Below are 19,039 nucleotides of genomic sequence, written 5' to 3'. Positions count from 1 at the left end.
ACGGCAGGGCCACCGGACACAACGAGCGGACCCCGCCGAAGGTGACGGACGCGCCTACTGCGAGGGTCGGCGGATCGCAGCGGCCCGGCGTACCGTTGTCGGCGCGCGGCCCCACGACCGTCGGGTCCCCCGTTCCTGACGGTCCGGCCGCCGCGGGCCGCCGGCAGGTCCCGTGCCGGCGGCCCGTCCCCGCGCCGAACCGAGCCAACGCCGTCCGGGTGCCGGACCGACCGGAAAAACCCGCTGCGGTCGCCCCAGGCGGGGGCGTACCGTCGCCGTATGCGCAGTGCGATGTCCACCACGACGCCGGGAGACCCCGGCGTGCCGCACTGACCTGACCGTCGACGAGGCCCCGGGGCGATCCGCCCCGGGGCCTTCCGGCGTCCGGTGACCGGGTCGCCCGCGGGGCGTACCCGATCAAGGAGCGCCACATGATCGACCACCGCAGGCTCGGCCGGGAGCTGGAGCTGTTCGACTCCGATCCGCTGGCCGGCGCCGGGCTGCCGCTCTGGTTGCCGGCGGGCGCCGCCGCCCGGCACGCCGTCGAGGAGTACGTCCGCGAGCTGGAACGCCGGGCCGGCTACCGGCACGTCGTCACCCCGCCGCTGGGCAAGCGGGAACTCTTCGAACTTTCCGGCCATCTCGGCTACTTCGCCGACGACATGTTCCCGCCCATGGCCCTGGGCGCCGACGACGAGTTCGTGCTGCGCCCGGCGCTCTGCCCGCACCACGCGCTGGTGTTCCGGGCCCGGGGTCGCTCCTACCGGGAGCTGCCGCTGCGGATCGCCGAGCTGGGCGGCATGTACCGGGCCGAGCGCTCGGGGGTGCTCGGCGGCCTGTCCCGGGTGCGGGCCATCTCGCTCAACGACGCGCACAACTTCTGCGCCCTGGAGCAGGTGGGCGAGGAGGTCGCCGGGATCCTCCGGCTGATCCGCGAGGCGCACGCGGCGCTCGGCGTACGGCCGGCGGGGTTCCGGCTGTCGCTGCGCGGGCCGGGTGAGAGGTACGTCGGTGACGAGGCCGGCTGGGCGCGGGCCGAGGAGCTGCTGCGCGCCGCGCTCGACGGGGTGGAGTTCACCGAGGCGCCGGGGGAGGCCGCGTTCTACGGTCCCAAGATCGACATCCAGGTGCGTGACGCGGCGGGGCGGGAGTTCACCCTCTCCACCGTCCAGCTCGACTTCGACAAGCCGGAGCGGTTCGACCTGTCGTACACCGACGCGTCCGGGGCGCGGCGTCGACCCGTGATGGTGCACCGCAGCCTCGTGGGCAGCATGGAGCGGCTCTTCGCGTACCTGATCGAGGTCCACGAGGGCGCCTTCCCCGCCTGGTACGCCCCGGTGCAGCTGGTCGTGCTGCCCGTCGGGGAGGGCCAGACCGCCGCGGCGGCCCGGCTCGCCCGTGACGCGCTGGCGGCGGGGCTGCGCGTCGAGGTCGACGGGGCCGGCTCGCTGGGCTCCCGCATCCGCGACGCGGCCCGTGCCCGGGTCCCGTACGCCGCCGTCATCGGCCCCCGTGAGGCGGCCGGGGGCGCGGTCGCGCTGCGGTTGCGCGGCGGTCGCGCCCTGGACCCGATGCCCACCGCTGACGCCCTCCGGCTGATCGGCGCGGTGGTGGCCGACCGCTCCCCGACCCTGCTGCCGGCGCACTGAGCTCCCGCCCGGCCCCGATGCCGGCCGCCCGCCCGGTGCCACCGGCGGCCCCCCGGTCACCGTGTGGACCCCTCGAGCGGCACGGGCTCGGGGTCGGGCCGGGGGTCGGCGTCGGGCTGGAGGGCGGCGGTGAACTGCGACCGGTACAGCCGGTGGTACGCGCCCTGCGCGGCGAGCAGCTCGTCGTGCGTGCCCTGCTCCACGATCCGGCCGTCCTCCATCATCAGGATCAGGTCGGCGTCGCGGATCGTGGAGAGCCGGTGCGCGATGACGAAGCTCGTCCGGTCCGACCGCAGCGCCGCCATCGCGCGCTGGAGCAGCACCTCGGTACGGGTGTCCACCGAGCTGGTCGCCTCGTCCAGGATCAGCAGCGACGGCTCGGCGAGGAAGGCGCGGGCGATCGTGATGAGCTGCTTCTCGCCGGCGCTGACGTTGCTGCCCTCCTCGTCGATCACCGTGTCGTAGCCGTCGGGCAGGCTGCGCACGAACCGGTCCACGAACGTCGCCCGGGCCGCGGCCACGATCTCCTCCTCGCTTGCCCCGGGCCGGCCGTACGCGATGTTGTCGCGGATGGTGCCCCCGAAGAGCCAGGTCTCCTGGAGCACCATGCCGATCCGGCCGCGCAGGTCGTCGCGGCGCATCGTGGTGACGTCCACCCCGTCGAGCGTGATCCGGCCGGCGTCCAGCTCGTAGAAGCGCATGATCAGGTTGACCAGGGTGGTCTTGCCGGCCCCGGTCGGCCCGACGATCGCCACCGTGTGACCGGGCTCGGCCACCAGGGAGAGGTCCTCGATCAGCGGCTTGTCCGGGGCGTACCGGAAGGAGACGTGGGAGAACTCGACCCGGCCGTGCGGGTCGCGTACGCGCGCCGGCTGGGCCGGGTCGGGGCTCTGCTCCTCGGCGTCGAGCACGGCGAAGACCCGCTCGGCGGAGGCGACCCCGGACTGGAGCAGGTTCGCCATCGAGGCGACCTGGGTGAGCGGCTGGGTGAACTGCCGGGAGTACTGGATGAACGCCTGCACGTCGCCGAGGCTCATCGAGCCGGATGCCACCCGCAGGCCGCCGACGACGGCGATCGCCACGTAGCTGAGGTTCCCGACGAACATCATCGCCGGCATGATGATCCCGGAGATGAACTGGGCGCCGAAGCTCGCCCGGAACAGCTCCTCGTTCTTCGCGGTGAAGGCGGCCTCCACCTCGCGCTGCCGGCCGAAGACCTTGACCAGCTCGTGGCCGGTGAACGCCTCCTCGATCTGGCCGTTCAGCTCGCCGGTGTGCGCCCACTGGGCGATGAACTGCTGCTGCGACCGCTTGGCGATGACGCCGGTGACGATCACCGAGACCGGCACCGCGACGAGCGCCACCAGGGCCAGCAGCGGCGAGATCCAGAACATCATGGCCAGCACGCCGATCACGGTGAGCAGCGAGGTGAGCAGCTGGCTCAGCGTCTGCTGGAGGCTGGTCGAGATGTTGTCGATGTCGTTGGTGACCCGGCTGAGCAGCTCGCCGCGGGGCTGCCGGTCGAAGTAGGGCAGAGGCAGCCGGTTGAGCTTGTCCTCCACGTCGGCGCGCAGCCGCAGCACGGTGCGCTGCACCACCCCGTTGAGTAGCCAGCCCTGCCACCACATCAGCAGGCTGGCCGCCAGGTAGAGCCCGAGCGCCAGCAGCAGCACCCGCGCCAGCGCGGCGAAGTCGATGCCCACGCCGGGCACCACGTCCATCCGGGCGAGCATGTCGGCGAAGTTGTCGTTACCGGCCGCCCGCGCGGCGGCCACCGCCTGGTCGGCGGTGGTGCCCGCCGGCAGCTGCCGGCCGATCACCCCCGTGAAGATCAGGTCGGTGGCCCAGCCGAGCACCTTCGGCCCGAGCACGCTGAGCCCGACACTGACCACCGCCAGCGCGATCACCGCGACGAGCTGGACGCGCTGCGGGCGCAGCCGGCCCAGCAGTCGCCGGGCCGAGGGTCCGAAGTTCATCGACCGCTCGGCGGGCATCCCGATGCCGCCGTGCGGACCGCCGCGCTGCCCGCCGGGCGGCAGCCGCTTCGGCGTCCGCGCGTCGGCCGCCTTCTGCTGTGGTACGGAGCTCACGCGACGACCTCGCTCGTGTTCTGGGACGCCACGATCTCGGCGTACGTCGGGCAGGTGCGTAGCAGTTCGTCGTGTCGGCCGATCCCCACCACGCCGCCGTTCTCCAGTACGACGATCTGGTCGGCGCCGACGATGGTGGAGACCCGCTGCGCCACGATCACCACGGCGGCGTCGGCGGTGACGGGGCGCAGCGCCGCCCGCAGCCGCGCGTCCGTGCCGAGGTCGAGCGCGGAGAACGAGTCGTCGAAGAGGTAGATCTCCGGCCGCCGGACCAGGGCCCGCGCGATGGCCAGCCGTTGCCGTTGCCCGCCGGAGACGTTCGTGCCGCCCTGTGCGATCGGCGCCGCCAGCCCCTCGGGCATCGCCTCGACGAAGTCCCGGGCCTGGGCGATCTCCAGCGCCTCCCAGAGCTCCGCGTCGGTCGCCTCCGGGTTGCCGTAGCGCAGGTTGCTCGCCACGGTCCCGCTGAACAGGTACGGCCGTTGCGGCACCAGCCCGATGCGGCGCCACAGCTCGTCCGGCGCCAGCTCCCGTACGTCGACGCCGTCGACCAGCAGCGTGCCCGCGGTCGCGTCGACCAGTCGGGGCACGAGCGACAGCAGGGTGGTCTTTCCCGCGCCGGTGCTGCCGATGACCGCCGTCGTCGTGCCCGGGGTCACCCGGAACGACACGTTGCGCAGCACCGGCTCGGCGGCGCCGGGGTACTGGAACCCGACGTCGCGCAGTTCCAGCTCGCCGTGGGTCGTCACCTCGGTCACGGGTCGGGCGGCGGGCACCACGGAGGAGTCGGTGTCGAGCACCTCGACGATCCGTTCGGCGCAGACCGCCGCCCGCGGGACCATCATCAGCATGAAGGTGGCCATCATGACGGCCATCAGGATCTGCATCAGGTACTGGAGGAAGGCGGTGAGGGAGCCGACCTGGATCGCCCCGGCGTCCACCCGCTCGGCGCCGAACCAGAGCACCGCGACGCTGGAGACGTTGAGCACCAGCATCACCACCGGGAAGATCAGCGCCATCAGGCGGCCGATGCGCAGGGCGGTCGCGGTGAGGTCCGCGTTCGCCGTGGCGAAGCGATCCGTCTCGTACGGTTCCCGGACGAACGCCCGTACCACCCGGATGCCGGTGATCTGCTCGCGCAGTACGCGGTTGACGGTGTCGATGCGGGTCTGCATGAGCCGGAAGCCCGGCACCATCCGCCGGATGATCAGCCACAGCGCGACGGCCAGTACGGGCACGCTGATCAGCATCAGCCAGGAGAGCCCGACGTCCTCGCGCAGCGCCATCACCACGCCACCGACGCTCATGATGGGCACGGAGACGAGCATGGTGCAGCTCATCAGCACGAGCATCTGCACCTGCTGCACGTCGTTGGTGTTGCGGGTGATCAGGGAGGGCGCGCCGAAGCGGGCGACCTCGCGGGCGGAGAAGCGGTTGACGTGGCTGAAGATCGACGACCGGACGTCGCGGCCGAAGGCCATCGCCGTGCGCGCGCCGAGGTAGACGGCCGCCACCGAGCAGACGATCTGGACCACGCTGACCGCGAGCATCCAGCCGCCCGTACGCAGGATGTAGCCGGTGTCGCCACGGGCCACGCCGAGGTCGATGATGTCGGCGTTGAGGCTGGGCAGGTAGAGCGACGCGATGGTGCCGACGAACTGGAGCAGCACCACGGCGGCCAGCGGCCGGTGGTAGGGGCGGAGGTGCGTACGCAGCAGTCGGGTCAGCATGCCGGGATCCCTTCCGGGGCGCCGTGGTCGCCGCTGGCGATGACCTCGAGGAGGAACTCGCGGATCACCGCCGCCTTCGCCGGGTCGGCGTCGACGGAGGTGAGCGGGGCGCCGGAACGGATCAGGGCGGTCAGCGCCTCGACCCGGGCCCGGCCGGCCGCGGTGATCGCGATCTTGACGCTGCGCCGGTCGGTCGTGTCGCGTTGCCGCTCGACGAGTCCGTCGCGGGCGAGGGTGTCGACGATGCCGGTCAGCGTGGCCGGCCGGACGAAGCAGTGCTCGGCGACCGTGCGGTGCGGCAGTTCGCCGTGCTCGGCGAGGGTCATCAGGGTGACCATCCCGGCCTGGGTGAGGCCGTGTGTCTCGGCGAGGTAGCGGTTCCACCGCTGCCCGGTGACGTGCCCGGCGACCACGAGCAGTCGCGCTATCGGCACGTCCCGTAGCGTCATCAATTCCATGGTCGATAGATTAGCGTCCTGAAGGTCAGGGGCCAAACGAAATGCCGACGGCCACGGCGACGAAGAGGATCTGCGCTGCCGTCCGCCGGCCGAGGGGGGTCACCGGGCGGCCGGCCAGGGTCAGGCCGCGCTGGGCCGCCGAGACGTTCGCCGGGAACATGGCCAGCATCAGCAGGGCCAGTCCGGCCGCGGCCCAGCGGGCGGTCGCCGGCACCAGCAGCCCGACCGCGCCCACCAGCTCCAGCACCCCGGTGAGGGTGACCAGTAGGTCGGCCCGGGGCAGGCCGGGCGGCACCATCATGATCATGTCTGCCCGGTGACTGGGGGCGAAGTGCGCCACGCCGGTCACCACGAACATCAGCGCCAGTCCCACCCGCAGCGCGGGATGCCAGCCGTCGAGGGCGCTCACGCCGGCCGCGCCGGCCAGCCGGGCGAGCGTGGTGCCGGCCACGAGGGCGATCAGCGATGCCATCTGCACACCTCCGGAGAAGGAAACTTGTCGCCGGCAAGATTGCCCCGACGGGTGCGAACTTGTCAATGACAAGATAAGATCGCGGCATGACCGGAACGCGTGGTTACCATCACGGGGACCTGCGTCGCACCCTGCTCGCGGCGGCCGTCCGGGCCATCGAGGAGTCGGGCCCGGCGGCACTGAGCCTGCGCGACCTGGCCCGCCGGGCGGGCGTCTCGCACGCCGCCCCGGCGCACCACTTCGGCGACAAGTCCGGGCTGCTCACCGCCCTCGCCACCGAGGGCTTCCACCTGCTGGCCAAGGCGTTGCACGACGCCGGCGGCGACCTGCTCGACAGGGGCGTCGCATACGTCGACTTCGCGGTGCGGCACCGCGCGCACTTCGAGGTCATGTTCCGTCCGGACCTCTACCGCGCCGACGACCCGGAGTTGCTGGCGGCCCGCCGACGATCCGGCGACGCGTTGCACTCGGGCGTCGCCGCGCTGTCCGACACACGCCCGACGGCGAAGGATCCGCAGGGCGACGCGCTCGCGGCCTGGTCGATCGTGCACGGCTTCGCCACGCTCTGGCTCTCGGGCGCGCTGCCGCCCCAGGTCGGCGACGACCCCCGGGCGGCGGCCCGCGACGTGATCCACCGCCTCTTCCCGAAGTCCCGACGACCTCCGGCGCCGAAGCCGTGACGGCGTGCGGAACAGGGCCCGGTGGCCGGGTCACCAGCTGGTGGGCAGCGGCATCCCCTCGGTGTAGCCGGCCGTGCTCTGCACGCCGACCAGGGCCCGCTCGTGGAACTCGGCGAGGTCGCGGGCGCCCGCGTAGGTGAAGGCGCTGCGCACCCCCGCGATGATCTCGTCGATCAGGTCCTCCACGCCCGGGCGGGTCGGGTCCAGGTACATCCTGGCGGAGGAGATGCCCTCCTCGAAGACCGCCTTGCGGGCCCGGTCGTACGCGCTGTCGTCGGCCGTGCGCGCGCTGACCGCCCGCGCGGAGGCCATGCCGAAACTCTCCTTGTAACGGCGGCCGTCGGCATCGGTGTAGAGGTCGCCGGGGGACTCGTACGTGCCGGCGAACCAGGAGCCGATCATGACGTTCGACGCGCCGGCGGCCAGCGCCAGCGCCACGTCGCGCGGGTGCCGTACGCCGCCGTCGGCCCAGACGTGCCGGCCGAGCTGACGGGCCGCCGCGGCGCAGTCGAGCACGGCGGAGAACTGCGGCCGGCCCACCCCGGTCATCATCCGGGTCGTGCACATCGCGCCCGGGCCGACGCCGACCTTGACGATGTCCGCGCCCGCCTGCACCAGGTCGCGTACGCCCTCGGCGGTCACCACGTTGCCCGCCGCGACCGGGACCGCCGGGTCCAGCGCGCGGACCGCCCGCAGGGCGGCGATCATCCGTTCCTGGTGACCGTGTGCGGTGTCCACGACCAGCGTGTCCACCCCCGCCTCCAGCAGCGCCGCCGCCTTGCCGGTCACGTCGCCGTTGATGCCCACGGCGGCGGCGATGCGCAGCCGGCCCCGGTCGTCGACCGCCGGCCGGTAGAGGGTCGCCCGCAGCGCGCCCTGCCGGGTCAGGACCCCGACCAGGCGCCCCTCGGCGTCGACCACCGGGGCGAGCCGGCGCCGGCCCGCCGAGAGCCGGTCGAAGCCGGTACGCGGATCCGCGTCCGCCGGCACGGTGTGCAGCTCGGTGGACATCACGTGCCGGAGCTGCGCGAAGCGGTCCACGCTGAGGGTGTCGGCCTCGGTCACCACGCCCACCGGCCGGCTCTCGTCGTCGATGACCACGACGGCGCCGTGCGACCGCTTCGGCAGCAGGTGGATCGCGTCGCCGACGGTGTCGGTCGGGCCCAGCGTGATCGCCGTGTCGTGCACGAGGTGCCGCTGCTTGACCCAGGCGACGACGTTCGCGACCACCTCGATGGGGATGTCCTGCGGGATCACGGCGATCGCGCCGCGCCGGGCGACCGTCTCGGCCATCCGGCGGCCGGAGACCGCCGTCATGTTCGACACGACCAGCGGGATGGTGGTGCCCGTACCGTCGGTGGTGGCCAGGTCGACGTCGAGCCGCGAGCCCACCTCGGAACGGGCGGGCGCCATGAAGACGTCGTTGTAGGTCAGGTCGTGCGCGGGAGCCGCGCCGTGAAGGAACCGCACGCCGCCATCATTCCCGCCCGCCGGGATCCGCGCCCCCGGTGGTAGCCGAAAACACCCCGATCACGCCGGGAACCGGGCGCGCTCAGCCGAGCAGCAGGGCCGCCGCGACCGCGACCATCACGATGGCCACCGCGCCGTCGACGAGCCGCCAGGCCGCCGGGCGGGCCAGGACGGGCGCGAGCCGGTGGGCGGCGAAGCCCAGGGCGCTGAACCAGACCACGCTGGCCAGCGCGGCGCCCGCGCCGAAGACCCAGTGGTGCGGATGCTGGCGGGCCACCCCGCCGAGCAGGAGGACGGTGTCCAGGTACACGTGCGGGTTGAGGTAGGTGAAGGCGAGGCACGCCAGCAGCGTCGCGCCGAGCCGGGCCGGTGGCCGGTCGGCGGGGGAGAGCGCGCCGGGGCGCAGCGCGCGGCGGGCGGCCAGCACGGCGTACCCGAGCAGGAACGCGGCGCCGAACCAGCGGACGGCGGTGAGGGCGGTGGGGTACTCCGCCGTCGCGCCGTGCATGCCGGCGATGCCGACCGTGATGAGCAGCGCGTCGGAGCCGGCGCAGACGGCGACCACCGGCAGGACGTGCTCGCGGCGCAGGCCCTGCCGCAGGACGAAGGCGTTCTGCGCGCCGATGGCGGCGATCAGCGCGATGGCGAGGGTGAAGCCGGCGACGGCGGAACCGGCCACGGAGCTGCTGAGGATGTCGGGCACCAGCCGAGGCTACGAGGCCGCAGTGGGTGCAGCCCAGCTAAGGATTCTGATGATGGTTAAGCTCAGCTTCATCATGCTGGACACCACTCAGCTCCGGACGTTCGCCACGGTGGTCCGCGAGGGCAGCTTCGAGGCGGCGGCGCAGTCCCTGCACGTCAGCCCCTCGGCCGTCAGCCAGCGGATCAAGGCGCTGGAACAGGCCGTCGGGCAGGTACTCGTCCGGCGGACGAAGCCGTGCCGGAGCACCGAGGCGGGCCGGCCCCTGTTGCGGCTGGCCGGGCAGGTGGCCCTGCTGGAACGGGAGGCGCTGGAGGTGGCCCGGCCGCCCGCGCTCGGCGGTCCCGCCGCCACCCGGGTGACGGTCGTGGCGAACGGCGACTCGCTGGGCACCTGGTTCGTCGCCGCGCTGGCCCGGCTGCCCGCCGAGCTGGCGCTCCTGTTCGACGTCCGCCGCGACGACGAGGACCACACGGCGGAGCTGATCCGCGACGGCACGGCGATGGCGGCGGTGACCGCACAGCGCGAGGCTGTGCAGGGCTGCCGGGTGGAGCGGCTGGGCGCCATGCGGTACGTCGCGCTGGCCGAGACCCGGTTCGCCGCCCGCCACTTCGCCGACGGCCTCACCGAGGCCGCCCTCGCGTCGGCGCCCATGATGGCGTTCGACCGTAAGGACCAGCTCCAGCACAAGTTCGCCCGCACGGTGACCCGGCGCCGGCTCGACCCGCCGATCCACTACGTCCCGTCTTTCGACGGCTTCAACGAGGCGGTGCGGCTCGGGCTGGGCTGGGGGATGGTCCCCGAGCGGATCGCCCACGCCGACATCGCCGCCGGGCGCTGCGTCGACCTCGGCGCCGGGCGGCACCTGGACCGCCCGCTGTACTGGCAGCACTGGCGGGTGGACTCCACCACGCTGGACGCGTTGACGGTCGCCGTCCGGGCGGTGGCCGCCGCCGAACTACGCTGACCCGTGCGGCTGCCCGTGCGGCGGCGGGTGGCACGCCGCGTGCGCCAGGAAGGGCCCCTCCCCGGAACGTCAGGAAGCCGCCCTTCCGTGCACCTCAGGCGATGGTGCAGATCGACGCGCCGGCGGTGATGACGGCGCCGACCTCGGCCGCGAGGCCGCTGACCGTACCCGCCTTGTGGGCGTGCAGCGGCTGCTCCATCTTCATCGCCTCCAGCACGACGACCAGGTCACCCTCGGCGACGGTGTCGCCGTCGGCGACCGCGATCTTCACGATCGTGCCCTGCATCGGGGAGGTGAGCGCGTCGCCGCTGACGGCGGCGCCGGCCTTGGCCCCGCCGCCCCGGCGGGCCGGCTTGCGCGCGGCGGGCGCGCCGGTGGTCGTACCCCCGCCGAAGCCGGCGGGGAGGCGGACCTCCAGCCGCTTGCCGCCGACCTCGACCACGACGGTCTCGCGCTCGGCCGGGGCCTCGGCGGGACCGGCGGCGGCGGTGAACGGCGCGACGGTGTTGTCGAACTCGGTCTCGATCCACCGGGTGTGCACGGTGAACGGCTCGGCGGTGAACGCCTCGTCCCGGATGACCAGCCGGTGGAACGGCAGCGCGGTGGCCATGCCCTCGACGACCATCTCGTCCAGGGCGCGGCGGGCCCGCTCCAGCGCCTCGGCACGCGTCTCGCCCGTGATGATCACCTTGGCCAGCAGCGAGTCGAAGTTGCCGCCGATCACGTCGCCGGCGGAGATGCCGGTGTCCACCCGGACGCCGGGGCCGGTGGGCAGCCGCAGCGCGGTGACCGTGCCGGGGGCGGGCAGGAAGTTGCGGCCCGGGTCCTCGCCGTTGATCCGGAACTCGATGGAGTGCCCGCGCGGCGTCGGGTCCTCGGTGAGCCGCAGCTTCTCGCCGTCGGCGATCCGGAACTGCTCGCGGACCAGGTCGATGCCGGCGGTCTCCTCGGTGACCGGGTGCTCGACCTGGAGGCGGGTGTTGACCTCCAGGAAGGAGATGGTGCCGTCGGCGCCGACCAGGTATTCGACCGTGCCGGCGCCGTGGTAGCCCGCCTCCCGGCAGATCGCCTTGGCGCTGTCGTGGATCTGGGCGCGCTGCGCGTCGGTGAGGAACGGCGCGGGGGCCTCCTCGACCAGCTTCTGGTGCCGGCGCTGGAGGGAGCAGTCCCGGGTGCCGACCACGATCACGTTGCCGTGCTGGTCGGCCAGCACCTGCGCCTCGACGTGCCGGGGCTTGTCGAGGTAGCGCTCGACGAAGCACTCGCCCCGGCCGAACGCGGCGACCGCCTCGCGGGTGGCCGACTCGAACAGGTGCGGGATCTCCTCCATCGTGCGGGCCACCTTGAGCCCGCGCCCGCCGCCACCGAACGCGGCCTTGATGGCGACCGGCAGGCCGTGGTCGACGGCGAACGCCAACACCTCGTTGGGGCCGCCGACCGGGTCGGGGGTGCCGGGCACCAGGGGCGCGCCGGCGCGCTGGGCGATGTGCCGGGCGGTGACCTTGTCGCCGAGGTCCCGGATCGCCTGCGGCGTGGGACCGATCCAGGTCAGCCCGGCGTCGATGACCGCCTGGGCGAAGTCGGCGTTCTCGGAGAGGAAACCGTAGCCGGGGTGGACCGCGTCGGCCCCCGCCTTCGCGGCGACGTCCAGCAGCTTGTCGATGCGCAGGTACGTCTCGGCGGCGGTGTCCCCGTCGAGCGCGTACGCCTCGTCGGCGAGCGTGGCGTGCAGGGCGTCGCGGTCGGAGTCCGCGTAGACGGCGACGCTGCCGAGGCCGGCGTCGCGGCAGGCGCGGATGACGCGGACGGCGATCTCGCCGCGGTTTGCGATGAGTACCTTGCGCACCTTGCTGGCTCCTCCCCGGAGGGTCACTGACCGGGAGTGTATCGGCCATGGTGACGGCCCTAACGATCGCTCAGTGTGGGATGCCGCACTGTCTGACGGCACCCTAGTCAAGTTTGCTTATTACGCTTGTGCGGTGTCTGCCACGCGAATGATGATCCTCGGTCTGGTGCGCTGGATGCAGCCCGTGCACGGCTACGACGTACGCCGTGAGCTGCTCAGCTGGAGCGCCGACAAGTGGGCGAACGTGCAGCCCGGATCGATCTACCACGCTCTGCGCAAGCTGACCCAGGAAGGGCTGTTGCGTGAGGTGGCCACCGAGCAGGTGGGTGCCCGTCCGGCCCGCACCACGTACGAGGTCACTCCGAAGGGGGAGGAGGAGTTCGAGTCGCTGCTGCGCGGGCTGTGGTGGCAGCTGCACGAGCCCCCCGATCCGTTCGCGGCGGCGTTCTCCTTCCTGCCCGCCATGCCGCGCGAGGAGGCGGCGGCCGCCCTGCGCAACCGGGCGAACCTGCTGCGTGCCGGTGTCGAGTGGATGCGTGCCTCGTTGAGTTCTGGCTGGATGCGTGACACCAAGCCGGTGCACGTGGGGTGGATGTTCGAACTCTGGACGGCCCGGTCGGAGGCGGAGATCTCCTGGTGCGAGCGGATCGCCGAACGGATCGAGTCGGGGGTGTCGTACCTGCCCGACGGGGTGGCGCGGGCGCAGGGGTGGGAGGGCTGGGAGGAGCGGTTGCCGCCCCGGCCGGCGCCGGACGTGGGAGCCGACCAGGATCGCGACCAGCTGCCGGAGCGCGAATAATCAACGTTGACCATAAAAGCTATATCGCGTTAGCCTGCCCGGGACGCCACGGGGGAGAGCCATGCCGTCCGGCGTCGTCTCCGAGGGACAGACAGGCGGCCGGTGGCACCGGCCCGGACGACCAGGAGCAGAGATGATCGAGACCAGAGGGTTGCGGAAGTCGTTCCGCTCCCGAGAGGGTCGCCAGACGAAGACCGTCGACGCGGTACGCGGCGTCGACCTGAAGGTCACCGAGGGGGAGATCTTCGGTTTCCTCGGCCCCAACGGCGCCGGCAAGACCACCACCCTGCGGATGCTGGCCACGCTGATCGAGCCGGACGGCGGTGAGGCCACCGTCGCCGGGGCGGACCTGCGCAAGGACCCGGCCGAGGTGCGCCGCCGCATCGGCTACGTCGCCCAGGGCGGCAGCACCTGGGACGAGTCCACCGCCCGCGAGGAACTCGTCCTGCACGCCCGGATGTACGGCATCGGCAAGGCCGAAGCGCACCGGCGGGCCGCCCGCGCCCTCGACGCCTTCCAGCTCACCGAGTACGCCGACCGCAAGTGCAAGACCTACTCCGGCGGTCAGCGCCGACGGGTGGACATCGCCCTCGGCATCATCCACGAGCCGCAGATCGTCTTCCTCGACGAGCCGACGACCGGCCTCGACCCGCAGAGCCGGGCGCACATGTGGGACGAGATCCGCCGGCTGCGGGCCGACGGCATGACCGTCTTCATCACCACCCACTACCTGGAGGAGGCCGACGCGCTCTGCGACCGGATCGCGATCATGGACCACGGCGAGGTGGTCGCGGAGGGCACCCCGGCGGACCTGAAGCGCGAGATCTCCGGCGACGTCGTGCTGGTCGGGCTCGACGCCGCGGCCACCCCGCAGGCCGCGCAGCTGCTCGACGGCGAGCCGTACGTCAACAAGCTGGAGACCGTCGAGGAGGGCGGGCTGCGGCTCTACGTCGACGAGGGCGCCACCGCCATCCCGCAGATCCTGCGCCGCCTCGACACCGCCGACCTCGGGCTCCGGTCCATCGAGCTGCACCGCCCCAGCCTCGACGACGTCTTCCTCACCAAGACCGGCCGCTCGCTGCGCGAGTCCTGACCCCGACCGGAGAACCCATGAAACTCGCCCGTGACACCTGGCTGATCTTCCAGCGCCAGCTCCAACTGCTGCTGCGCAACCCCGTCTGGGTCTTCGTCGGCGTCTTCCAGCCGGTGATGTACCTGCTGCTCTTCGCCCCGCTGCTCAAACCGGCCCTGAACGCACCCACCCAGGCCGAGGCCTACAAGATCTTCGTACCGGGTCTGCTGGTGCTGCTGGCCATCTTCGGTGGCCTGTTCCAGGGCTTCGGCCTGATCGCCGAACTGCGCGCCGGGGTCATCGAACGCTCCCGGGTCACCCCGATCAGCCGGCTCGCCCTGCTGCTCGGCCGCTCGCTGCGCGACGTGGTGTCGCTCATCGTGCAGGCGGTCATCATCACCCTGCTCGCGCTCATGTTCGACCTGCGCGTCTCCCTCGTGGACCTGCTGCTGGCGTACCTCATGCTCGCCCTGATCGCGCTGATGACCTCGGCCGTCTCCTACGGCATCGCGCTCAAGGTCAAGAGCGAGGACGCGCTGGCACCGCTGATGAACACCGTGGCCCAGCCCGTGCTGCTGCTCTCCGGCATCCTGCTGCCGCTGACCTTCGCCCCCGGCTGGCTCCAGGGCATCGCCGAGTGGAACCCGTTCTCCTGGGCGGTGGACGGCACCCGGGCACTCTTCGCGGGACAGCTCGGCGACGACAAGGTCTGGCAGGGCCTCGGCATCATCGCGGTCCTCGCCGCGGCCGGCGTCGTCTGGGCCGCCCGGCAGTTCGCCCGCAGCGTCCGGTGAGCGGGGCGCGCCCCTCCTGACAGCGGGGAGAGTTGCCTCTCACCAGGGGCGGGGCACCGGCCCGACGCTTGTAGCGTGAGGCCGGTGCCCCGCCTCACCCGTGATCGGCTCACCTGGCTGACCTACGCCCAGCTCGGGCTGTGGGGCTTCTTCCTCTACGGCTTCGGGCCGGTCGTGCCGCTGCTCCGCGACGAGCAGGGCACCTCCGCCGCCGTCGCCGGCCTGCACAGCACCGGCATCGCCGTCGGCGCGCTGGCCGGCGGGGCGCTCTTCGCACCCCTGGCCCGCCGGCTCGGTCGGGGCCGGGCGATCTGGACCGGACTGGCCGGGGTGGCAGCCGGCGCCGCCGCACTCGGCGCGGTCCGCGCACTGCCCGCCACGCTCACCGCCGTCGCGGTGATCGCCACCTTCGGAATGCTGGTGGTCAGCGGCGTGTCCGTGGTGCTCACCGACCGGCACGGCACCGGCGCGCCCGCCGCGCTGACCGAGGCCAACGCGGTCTGCGCCGGCGCCGGCATCCTCGCCCCGCTGGTCATCGGCGCCAGCGTGGACGCCGGGTGGGGATGGCGACCCGCGATGGCCGTCGAGGTCGGCCTGATCACGCTGGTCGCGCTCGCCGCCCTGACCTTTCGCGTACGCCTGCCGAAGCCCGCCCCCGCTGCCGCGGCTCCCGGCACCCCGCCGGCCGGCGCCGCCTTGACGGCACCCACCGACGCCCACCTCGCCTCGGGCGCCGGGTCGGCGATCCTCACCAGCGCTGGCCCCGACTCTGGCGCGGGCCCGGGTTCGACAGTCCACACGGGCGTCGAACCCGGCCCGGGTACGGGCGCCGGGTCGGGTGTCGAGTCGACCGTCCGCACCGGCGCCGACGCCGCCTCGGAACGCACGGGTGCCGGGTCGGCGTCCGACGCCCGCCGGCCGAGCCGACGCCTGCCGCCGGCGTACTGGATCGCCTGGGTGTTGATGGCGGTCACCGGCTCGATCGAGGTCTGCCTGTCGCTCTGGACGGCCGACGTGCTCCGCTCGAACGCCGGGATGGCGGCCGGCACCGCGTCGGCCGCCGTCGCCGCGATCGTCTGCGGAATGTTCGTGGGCCGGCTCGTCGGGGGCCGCTTCGCCCTGCGCTACCGGCCCGTACCGCTGCTGCTCGCCGCGCTGGGCGTGTCGCTGGCCGGCTTCGCGCTGTTCTGGATCGCCCCGGTCGGCTGGCTCGCCGTCACCGGCCTGGTCGTCCTCGGCCTCGGCAACGCCCTGCACTACCCGCTGGCGATCTCGATCGCGCTCGCCGTCGCCGGGCCGGCCGCCGACCGGGCGGCCGGCTGGGCGTCGTACTCGATGGGGGTCGGCTTCGGGATCGCGCCGGTCGCGCTCGGCTGGGTGGCCGACGGGGTCGGGCCGCACCTGGCCTTCCTGCTGCTGCCGGCCTTCATCGCGACGGCCGCGCTGCTCACCACCCGCCTGGGCCGCGCCCTGCGCCCGTCCCCCGCCGACCTCCCCACCCCGACCCCCGCCTGACGGCCGCCCCGCCGCCCCGCCGGCCTTGTGCCGGCCGCCGTGCTGGCCCGCCGGCCCTCCCGGCGTGGTGCCGGCGGTGCCGGCGTGGCGGCCGTGCCGGCCTCGTGCCGGCTCGTGTCCGCATCAATCTTGGTAGGAAACGGCCCCTCCAGGGGCCCTCCCGTACCAAGATCTCGCAGGGCCGGCCCGGCCGGTCGCGTCAGTGCACCCGGGCCAGGGTCAGGCCGTCGGCGATCGGCAGCATCACCGCGTCGACGCGGACGTCGGCGAGCACCTCGTCGTTGAACGCCGCGATGGCCCGGTCGTCGGCGTTCTGCGGGGCGATCACCCGGCCACCGCGCAGCACGTTGTCGACCGCGATCACCCCGCCGGGACGCATCCGGGGCACCAGCTCAGCCCAGTAGATCGGGTAGCCGGTCTTGTCGGCGTCGATGAACGCGAAGTCCAGGTGACGCTCGTGGGGCAGCTCGCGCAGCGTGTCGCCGGCCGGACCGATGCGCAGCTCGATCCGGTCGTCCATGCCGGCGCGGGCCCAGTACCGCCGGGCGATGCCGGTGAACTCCTCGGAGATGTCGAAGCAGGTCAACCGCCCGCCCTCGGGCAGTCCCCGGGCGATCGCCAGCGACGAGAGGCCGGTGAAGGTGCCCACCTCGACGGCCTGCCGCACCCCGAGCAGCCGGGTGAGGAAGGTCAGGAAGGCGGCCTGCTCCGGCGCGACCTGCATCTGCGCGTCGTTCGGCAGCGCGGCGCGGGTCTCCTCGGCGAGGTCCCGCATGATCTCGTCCGGCGGCGCACCATGCGCGACCAGGTACGCGTGCAGGTCCGAGGTGAGCGGGATCGACTTGGTGGTCATGAACGGACGCTAGCCGAGCGGCTCGACCGTCTGGCTGCCGGGCGCGACCTTCGTCCACAAATCGGTGAGCCTCAGGTCCAACTCGGCGAGCAGGCGGCGCAGCATCGGCAGGGAGAGCCCGATGACGGTGCTCGGGTCGCCCTCGATCCGCTCCACGAACGGCCCGCCCAGCCCGTCGATCGTGAAGGCCCCCGCCACGGCCAGCGGCTCGCCCGTCCCCACGTACGTGGCGATCTCTTCGTCGCTGACGTCCGCGAAGTGCACGACGGTGGAGGCGACAGCCTCGGCCTGCCGCCCCTCCCGGACGTCGACCAGGCAGTGCCCGCTGTGCAGCACGCCGCTGCGACCGCGCAAACGCTTCCAGCGGCGGGTGGCGTCCGCCGCGTCGGCCGGCTTGCCGAGGATCTCACCCTCGAAGGCCAGCACCGAGTCGCAGCCGATCACCAGCGTCCGCTGGTCTTCGGCCGGCCGCAGCCGGGTGAGCACGGCCTGCGCCTTCAGCCGGGCCAGTTCCAGGCAGAGGTCCTCGGCCCGCTCGGTGACCACGAGGGACTCGTCGACACCACTGACCAGCACGTCCGGTTCGATCCCGGCGGCCTGAAGAATCTTGCGGCGGGCGGGACTCGCCGAGGCGAGCACGAGGCGGAGCGGCATGGATTTCGGCACGTCGCCGACGTTACCGGCTGAGCGTGGCGGCGACGTCCCGGGTGCGGCGCGTCGGCTGTCCCGGTGCCGCCACCAGCAACGATTGAATCCGCCCCTCGCTCGCTTTTCTTTCGTCTGGGCAGCTCAGCGACTGATGCGGGGCGGCGGGTCGTCGCCACGACGACGCCGACGGGCGAAGTACGCCCACGCCCCGCCGGCTGCCACGATCACGCCGAGCGTGACCAGGCCGCGGGTCGTCGCCGCGCCGCTGCCCTCGTCCTCCGGTTCCGCTCCCGCCGCCGTGGCCGAGGCGGAGGTGGCCGGCGCGCTCGCCGTCGCCGAGCCGAATCCAAGCGGCGGTACGTCAGCCGTCAACGCCGCCACCAGGTCGATGACCCCGTGTCCGTACTCGTCGTCTCGCCCCGGAGGTCCCTTGTCGATCGCGGTGGCCGTGAGCCGATGTGCCACCTCGGAGGCAGGCAGGTACGGGTACTTCGACCTGATCAACGCGGCCGCCCCCGCAACGATCGCGGTCGCATCCGACGTTCCTGTGCCTCTCCGGTATTTGCCATCAATGCTCGTACTGTAGATGTCCACAGCGGGTGCGACCAAGTCAATCTCGGGGCCAGTAGCTGAGACAGTGGCAAGACGGCCGAGCCGGTCGATCCCTCCCACAGCAATCACGCTTGGGTGAGATGCGGGGAAGCCGACATGTTGACTGAGGGGCTTATTGCCGGCTCCGGCGACAACAACAATGTTCGCGCGTGCTGCGGCATCAAGCGCCGCCAGTAATCGGCTATCTGGCGCCCCTGCTGCGGAAATGCTAATAACTCCCACATTTTGCCTGATTGCATAGTCGATCGCGTCTGCTAGGTCGTGGCTTGTGCCACCTTGATTCTTGATCTTTACCCGGATGGGAAAGATGCTTGCTTTTGGGGCGATGCCGAGGGCGCCTCTATTGCCAGCTTGCCCGTGGGCGGCTATTAGCCCTGCCATGCCGGTTCCGTGGCTGTCCTCGTCTTGTCGGCCGTCGCCGCTGCCTCCGCCAAAAGTATCTATGCCTGGGCGTAGATTGCCGGCGAGATCGGGGTGCGGGTCAACGCCAGTATCTGGTACCGCGACCGTTACACCTTCACCATGGGTAATCTGGTGGACTTCGGCAATCTTGAGAAAATTCAGGTGCCACTGGTCCCCTCGGATTCGGTCAACGCCCTGCGGACTTGCGGCGCTACGGTCAGACGCATGCGAGGTAGTTGGCAGCAGGAGTGTTGCCGTAAGACTGAACAGCGCCAAGGTGGC

The 19,039-nt window shown here is 72.5% G+C and carries 17 protein-coding genes; 7 read left to right on the top strand and 10 right to left on the bottom strand.

Annotated features, from left to right (window positions below; genetic code table 11):
* Positions 1-431: 431 nt before the first annotated feature.
* Positions 432-1,649 carry a threonine--tRNA ligase gene (thrS, locus tag ACGFIG_RS07255; RefSeq protein WP_393000147.1) on the top strand — a complete coding sequence of 406 codons (1,218 nt, stop codon included), beginning with the start codon at positions 432-434 and terminating at the stop codon, positions 1,647-1,649.
* 56 nt (positions 1,650-1,705) lie between these two features.
* Here the strand turns inward: thrS and ACGFIG_RS07250 are convergent, their stop codons facing one another.
* The 4 genes from ACGFIG_RS07250 to ACGFIG_RS07235 all read right to left on the bottom strand — a co-directional run bounded on the left by ACGFIG_RS07250 (position 1,706) and on the right by ACGFIG_RS07235 (position 6,399).
* Positions 1,706-3,643, bottom strand: a complete 1,938-nt coding sequence (locus tag ACGFIG_RS07250) for an ABC transporter ATP-binding protein (RefSeq protein WP_393001359.1) — start codon at positions 3,641-3,643, stop codon at positions 1,706-1,708.
* 92 nt (positions 3,644-3,735) lie between these two features.
* Positions 3,736-5,469, bottom strand: a complete 1,734-nt coding sequence (locus ACGFIG_RS07245; protein WP_393000145.1) for an ABC transporter ATP-binding protein — start codon at positions 5,467-5,469, stop codon at positions 3,736-3,738.
* Positions 5,463-5,927 carry a MarR family winged helix-turn-helix transcriptional regulator gene (locus tag ACGFIG_RS07240; protein WP_393000143.1) on the bottom strand — a complete coding sequence of 155 codons (465 nt, stop codon included), beginning with the start codon at positions 5,925-5,927 and terminating at the stop codon, positions 5,463-5,465. The genes ACGFIG_RS07245 and ACGFIG_RS07240 overlap by 7 nt, the downstream gene beginning before the upstream one ends.
* A gap of 25 nt (positions 5,928-5,952) precedes the next feature.
* On the bottom strand, positions 5,953-6,399 hold the full coding sequence (locus ACGFIG_RS07235) for a DoxX family membrane protein (RefSeq protein WP_393000141.1): 447 nt from the start codon (positions 6,397-6,399) through the stop codon (positions 5,953-5,955).
* An 86-nt stretch (positions 6,400-6,485) separates the two neighbouring features.
* On the opposite strand from ACGFIG_RS07235, the gene ACGFIG_RS07230 reads away from it, so the two are divergent.
* On the top strand, positions 6,486-7,079 hold the full coding sequence (locus ACGFIG_RS07230; protein WP_393000139.1) for a TetR/AcrR family transcriptional regulator: 594 nt from the start codon (positions 6,486-6,488) through the stop codon (positions 7,077-7,079).
* A 30-nt stretch (positions 7,080-7,109) separates the two neighbouring features.
* Here the strand turns inward: ACGFIG_RS07230 and ACGFIG_RS07225 are convergent, their stop codons facing one another.
* Both ACGFIG_RS07225 and ACGFIG_RS07220 read right to left on the bottom strand, forming a co-directional pair.
* Entirely contained in the window at positions 7,110-8,549 is a 1,440-nt protein-coding gene (locus ACGFIG_RS07225; RefSeq protein WP_393000137.1) for a GuaB1 family IMP dehydrogenase-related protein, read from the bottom strand.
* An 82-nt stretch (positions 8,550-8,631) separates the two neighbouring features.
* Positions 8,632-9,228, bottom strand: a complete 597-nt coding sequence (locus tag ACGFIG_RS07220) for a LysE/ArgO family amino acid transporter (RefSeq protein WP_393001357.1) — start codon at positions 9,226-9,228, stop codon at positions 8,632-8,634.
* 97 nt (positions 9,229-9,325) lie between these two features.
* On the opposite strand from ACGFIG_RS07220, the gene ACGFIG_RS07215 reads away from it, so the two are divergent.
* Positions 9,326-10,216 (top strand): LysR family transcriptional regulator ArgP, encoded by an 891-nt coding sequence (locus tag ACGFIG_RS07215; RefSeq protein ID WP_393001355.1) that lies wholly within the window; start codon positions 9,326-9,328, stop codon positions 10,214-10,216.
* Positions 10,217-10,310: 94 nt separating this feature from the next.
* Here the strand turns inward: ACGFIG_RS07215 and ACGFIG_RS07210 are convergent, their stop codons facing one another.
* Positions 10,311-12,062 (bottom strand): acetyl/propionyl/methylcrotonyl-CoA carboxylase subunit alpha, encoded by a 1,752-nt coding sequence (locus ACGFIG_RS07210; protein ID WP_393000136.1) that lies wholly within the window; start codon positions 12,060-12,062, stop codon positions 10,311-10,313.
* Between the two features lie 133 nt (positions 12,063-12,195).
* Between ACGFIG_RS07210 and ACGFIG_RS07205 the strand changes: the two genes are divergently transcribed.
* From ACGFIG_RS07205 to ACGFIG_RS07190, 4 genes are all read left to right on the top strand, one after another.
* Positions 12,196-12,861: a PadR family transcriptional regulator gene (locus ACGFIG_RS07205; protein WP_393000135.1), complete on the top strand. Its 666-nt coding sequence runs from the start codon at positions 12,196-12,198 to the stop codon at positions 12,859-12,861.
* A 133-nt stretch (positions 12,862-12,994) separates the two neighbouring features.
* Complete coding sequence (locus tag ACGFIG_RS07200; RefSeq protein ID WP_393000133.1) at positions 12,995-13,954, top strand: ATP-binding cassette domain-containing protein; 960 nt, start codon at positions 12,995-12,997, stop codon at positions 13,952-13,954.
* Between the two features lie 17 nt (positions 13,955-13,971).
* On the top strand, positions 13,972-14,727 hold the full coding sequence (locus ACGFIG_RS07195; protein WP_393000131.1) for an ABC transporter permease: 756 nt from the start codon (positions 13,972-13,974) through the stop codon (positions 14,725-14,727).
* Positions 14,728-14,811: 84 nt separating this feature from the next.
* Complete coding sequence (locus ACGFIG_RS07190; protein ID WP_393000129.1) at positions 14,812-16,242, top strand: MFS transporter; 1,431 nt, start codon at positions 14,812-14,814, stop codon at positions 16,240-16,242.
* Positions 16,243-16,441: 199 nt separating this feature from the next.
* Here the strand turns inward: ACGFIG_RS07190 and ACGFIG_RS07185 are convergent, their stop codons facing one another.
* The 3 genes from ACGFIG_RS07185 to ACGFIG_RS07175 all read right to left on the bottom strand — a co-directional run bounded on the left by ACGFIG_RS07185 (position 16,442) and on the right by ACGFIG_RS07175 (position 19,003).
* Entirely contained in the window at positions 16,442-17,095 is a 654-nt protein-coding gene (locus ACGFIG_RS07185) for an O-methyltransferase (RefSeq protein ID WP_393000127.1), read from the bottom strand.
* Between the two features lie 9 nt (positions 17,096-17,104).
* A complete protein-coding gene (locus ACGFIG_RS07180; RefSeq protein ID WP_393000125.1) occupies positions 17,105-17,761 on the bottom strand; it encodes a Maf family protein in 657 nt (218 codons plus the stop codon).
* A gap of 123 nt (positions 17,762-17,884) precedes the next feature.
* Positions 17,885-19,003, bottom strand: coding sequence for a S8 family serine peptidase (locus ACGFIG_RS07175; RefSeq protein ID WP_393001353.1), 1,119 nt, complete (start codon positions 19,001-19,003; stop codon positions 17,885-17,887).
* Positions 19,004-19,039: the final 36 nt, after the last annotated feature.

The sequence above is a fragment of the Micromonospora sp. NPDC049048 genome, assembly GCF_043197615.1.
Taxonomy (GTDB): Bacteria; Actinomycetota; Actinomycetes; order Mycobacteriales; family Micromonosporaceae; genus Micromonospora.
This window is presented reverse-complemented; position numbering and strand designations above follow the sequence as displayed.

Excerpts from the sequence above, each read along its gene's own strand:
- ACGFIG_RS07185 (WP_393000127.1), bottom strand. The coding sequence starts at position 17,095 with ATGACCACCAAGTCGATCCCGCTCACCTCGGACCTGCACGCGTACCTG.
- thrS (WP_393000147.1), top strand. The coding sequence starts at position 432 with ATGATCGACCACCGCAGGCTCGGCCGGGAGCTGGAGCTGTTCGACTCC.
- ACGFIG_RS07235 (WP_393000141.1), bottom strand. The coding sequence starts at position 6,399 with ATGGCATCGCTGATCGCCCTCGTGGCCGGCACCACGCTCGCCCGGCTG.
- ACGFIG_RS07195 (WP_393000131.1), top strand. The coding sequence starts at position 13,972 with ATGAAACTCGCCCGTGACACCTGGCTGATCTTCCAGCGCCAGCTCCAA.
- ACGFIG_RS07230 (WP_393000139.1), top strand. The coding sequence starts at position 6,486 with ATGACCGGAACGCGTGGTTACCATCACGGGGACCTGCGTCGCACCCTG.
- ACGFIG_RS07250 (WP_393001359.1), bottom strand. The coding sequence starts at position 3,643 with ATGCCCGCCGAGCGGTCGATGAACTTCGGACCCTCGGCCCGGCGACTG.
- ACGFIG_RS07240 (WP_393000143.1), bottom strand. The coding sequence starts at position 5,927 with ATGGAATTGATGACGCTACGGGACGTGCCGATAGCGCGACTGCTCGTG.
- ACGFIG_RS07200 (WP_393000133.1), top strand. The coding sequence starts at position 12,995 with ATGATCGAGACCAGAGGGTTGCGGAAGTCGTTCCGCTCCCGAGAGGGT.
- ACGFIG_RS07245 (WP_393000145.1), bottom strand. The coding sequence starts at position 5,469 with ATGCTGACCCGACTGCTGCGTACGCACCTCCGCCCCTACCACCGGCCG.
- ACGFIG_RS07215 (WP_393001355.1), top strand. The coding sequence starts at position 9,326 with ATGCTGGACACCACTCAGCTCCGGACGTTCGCCACGGTGGTCCGCGAG.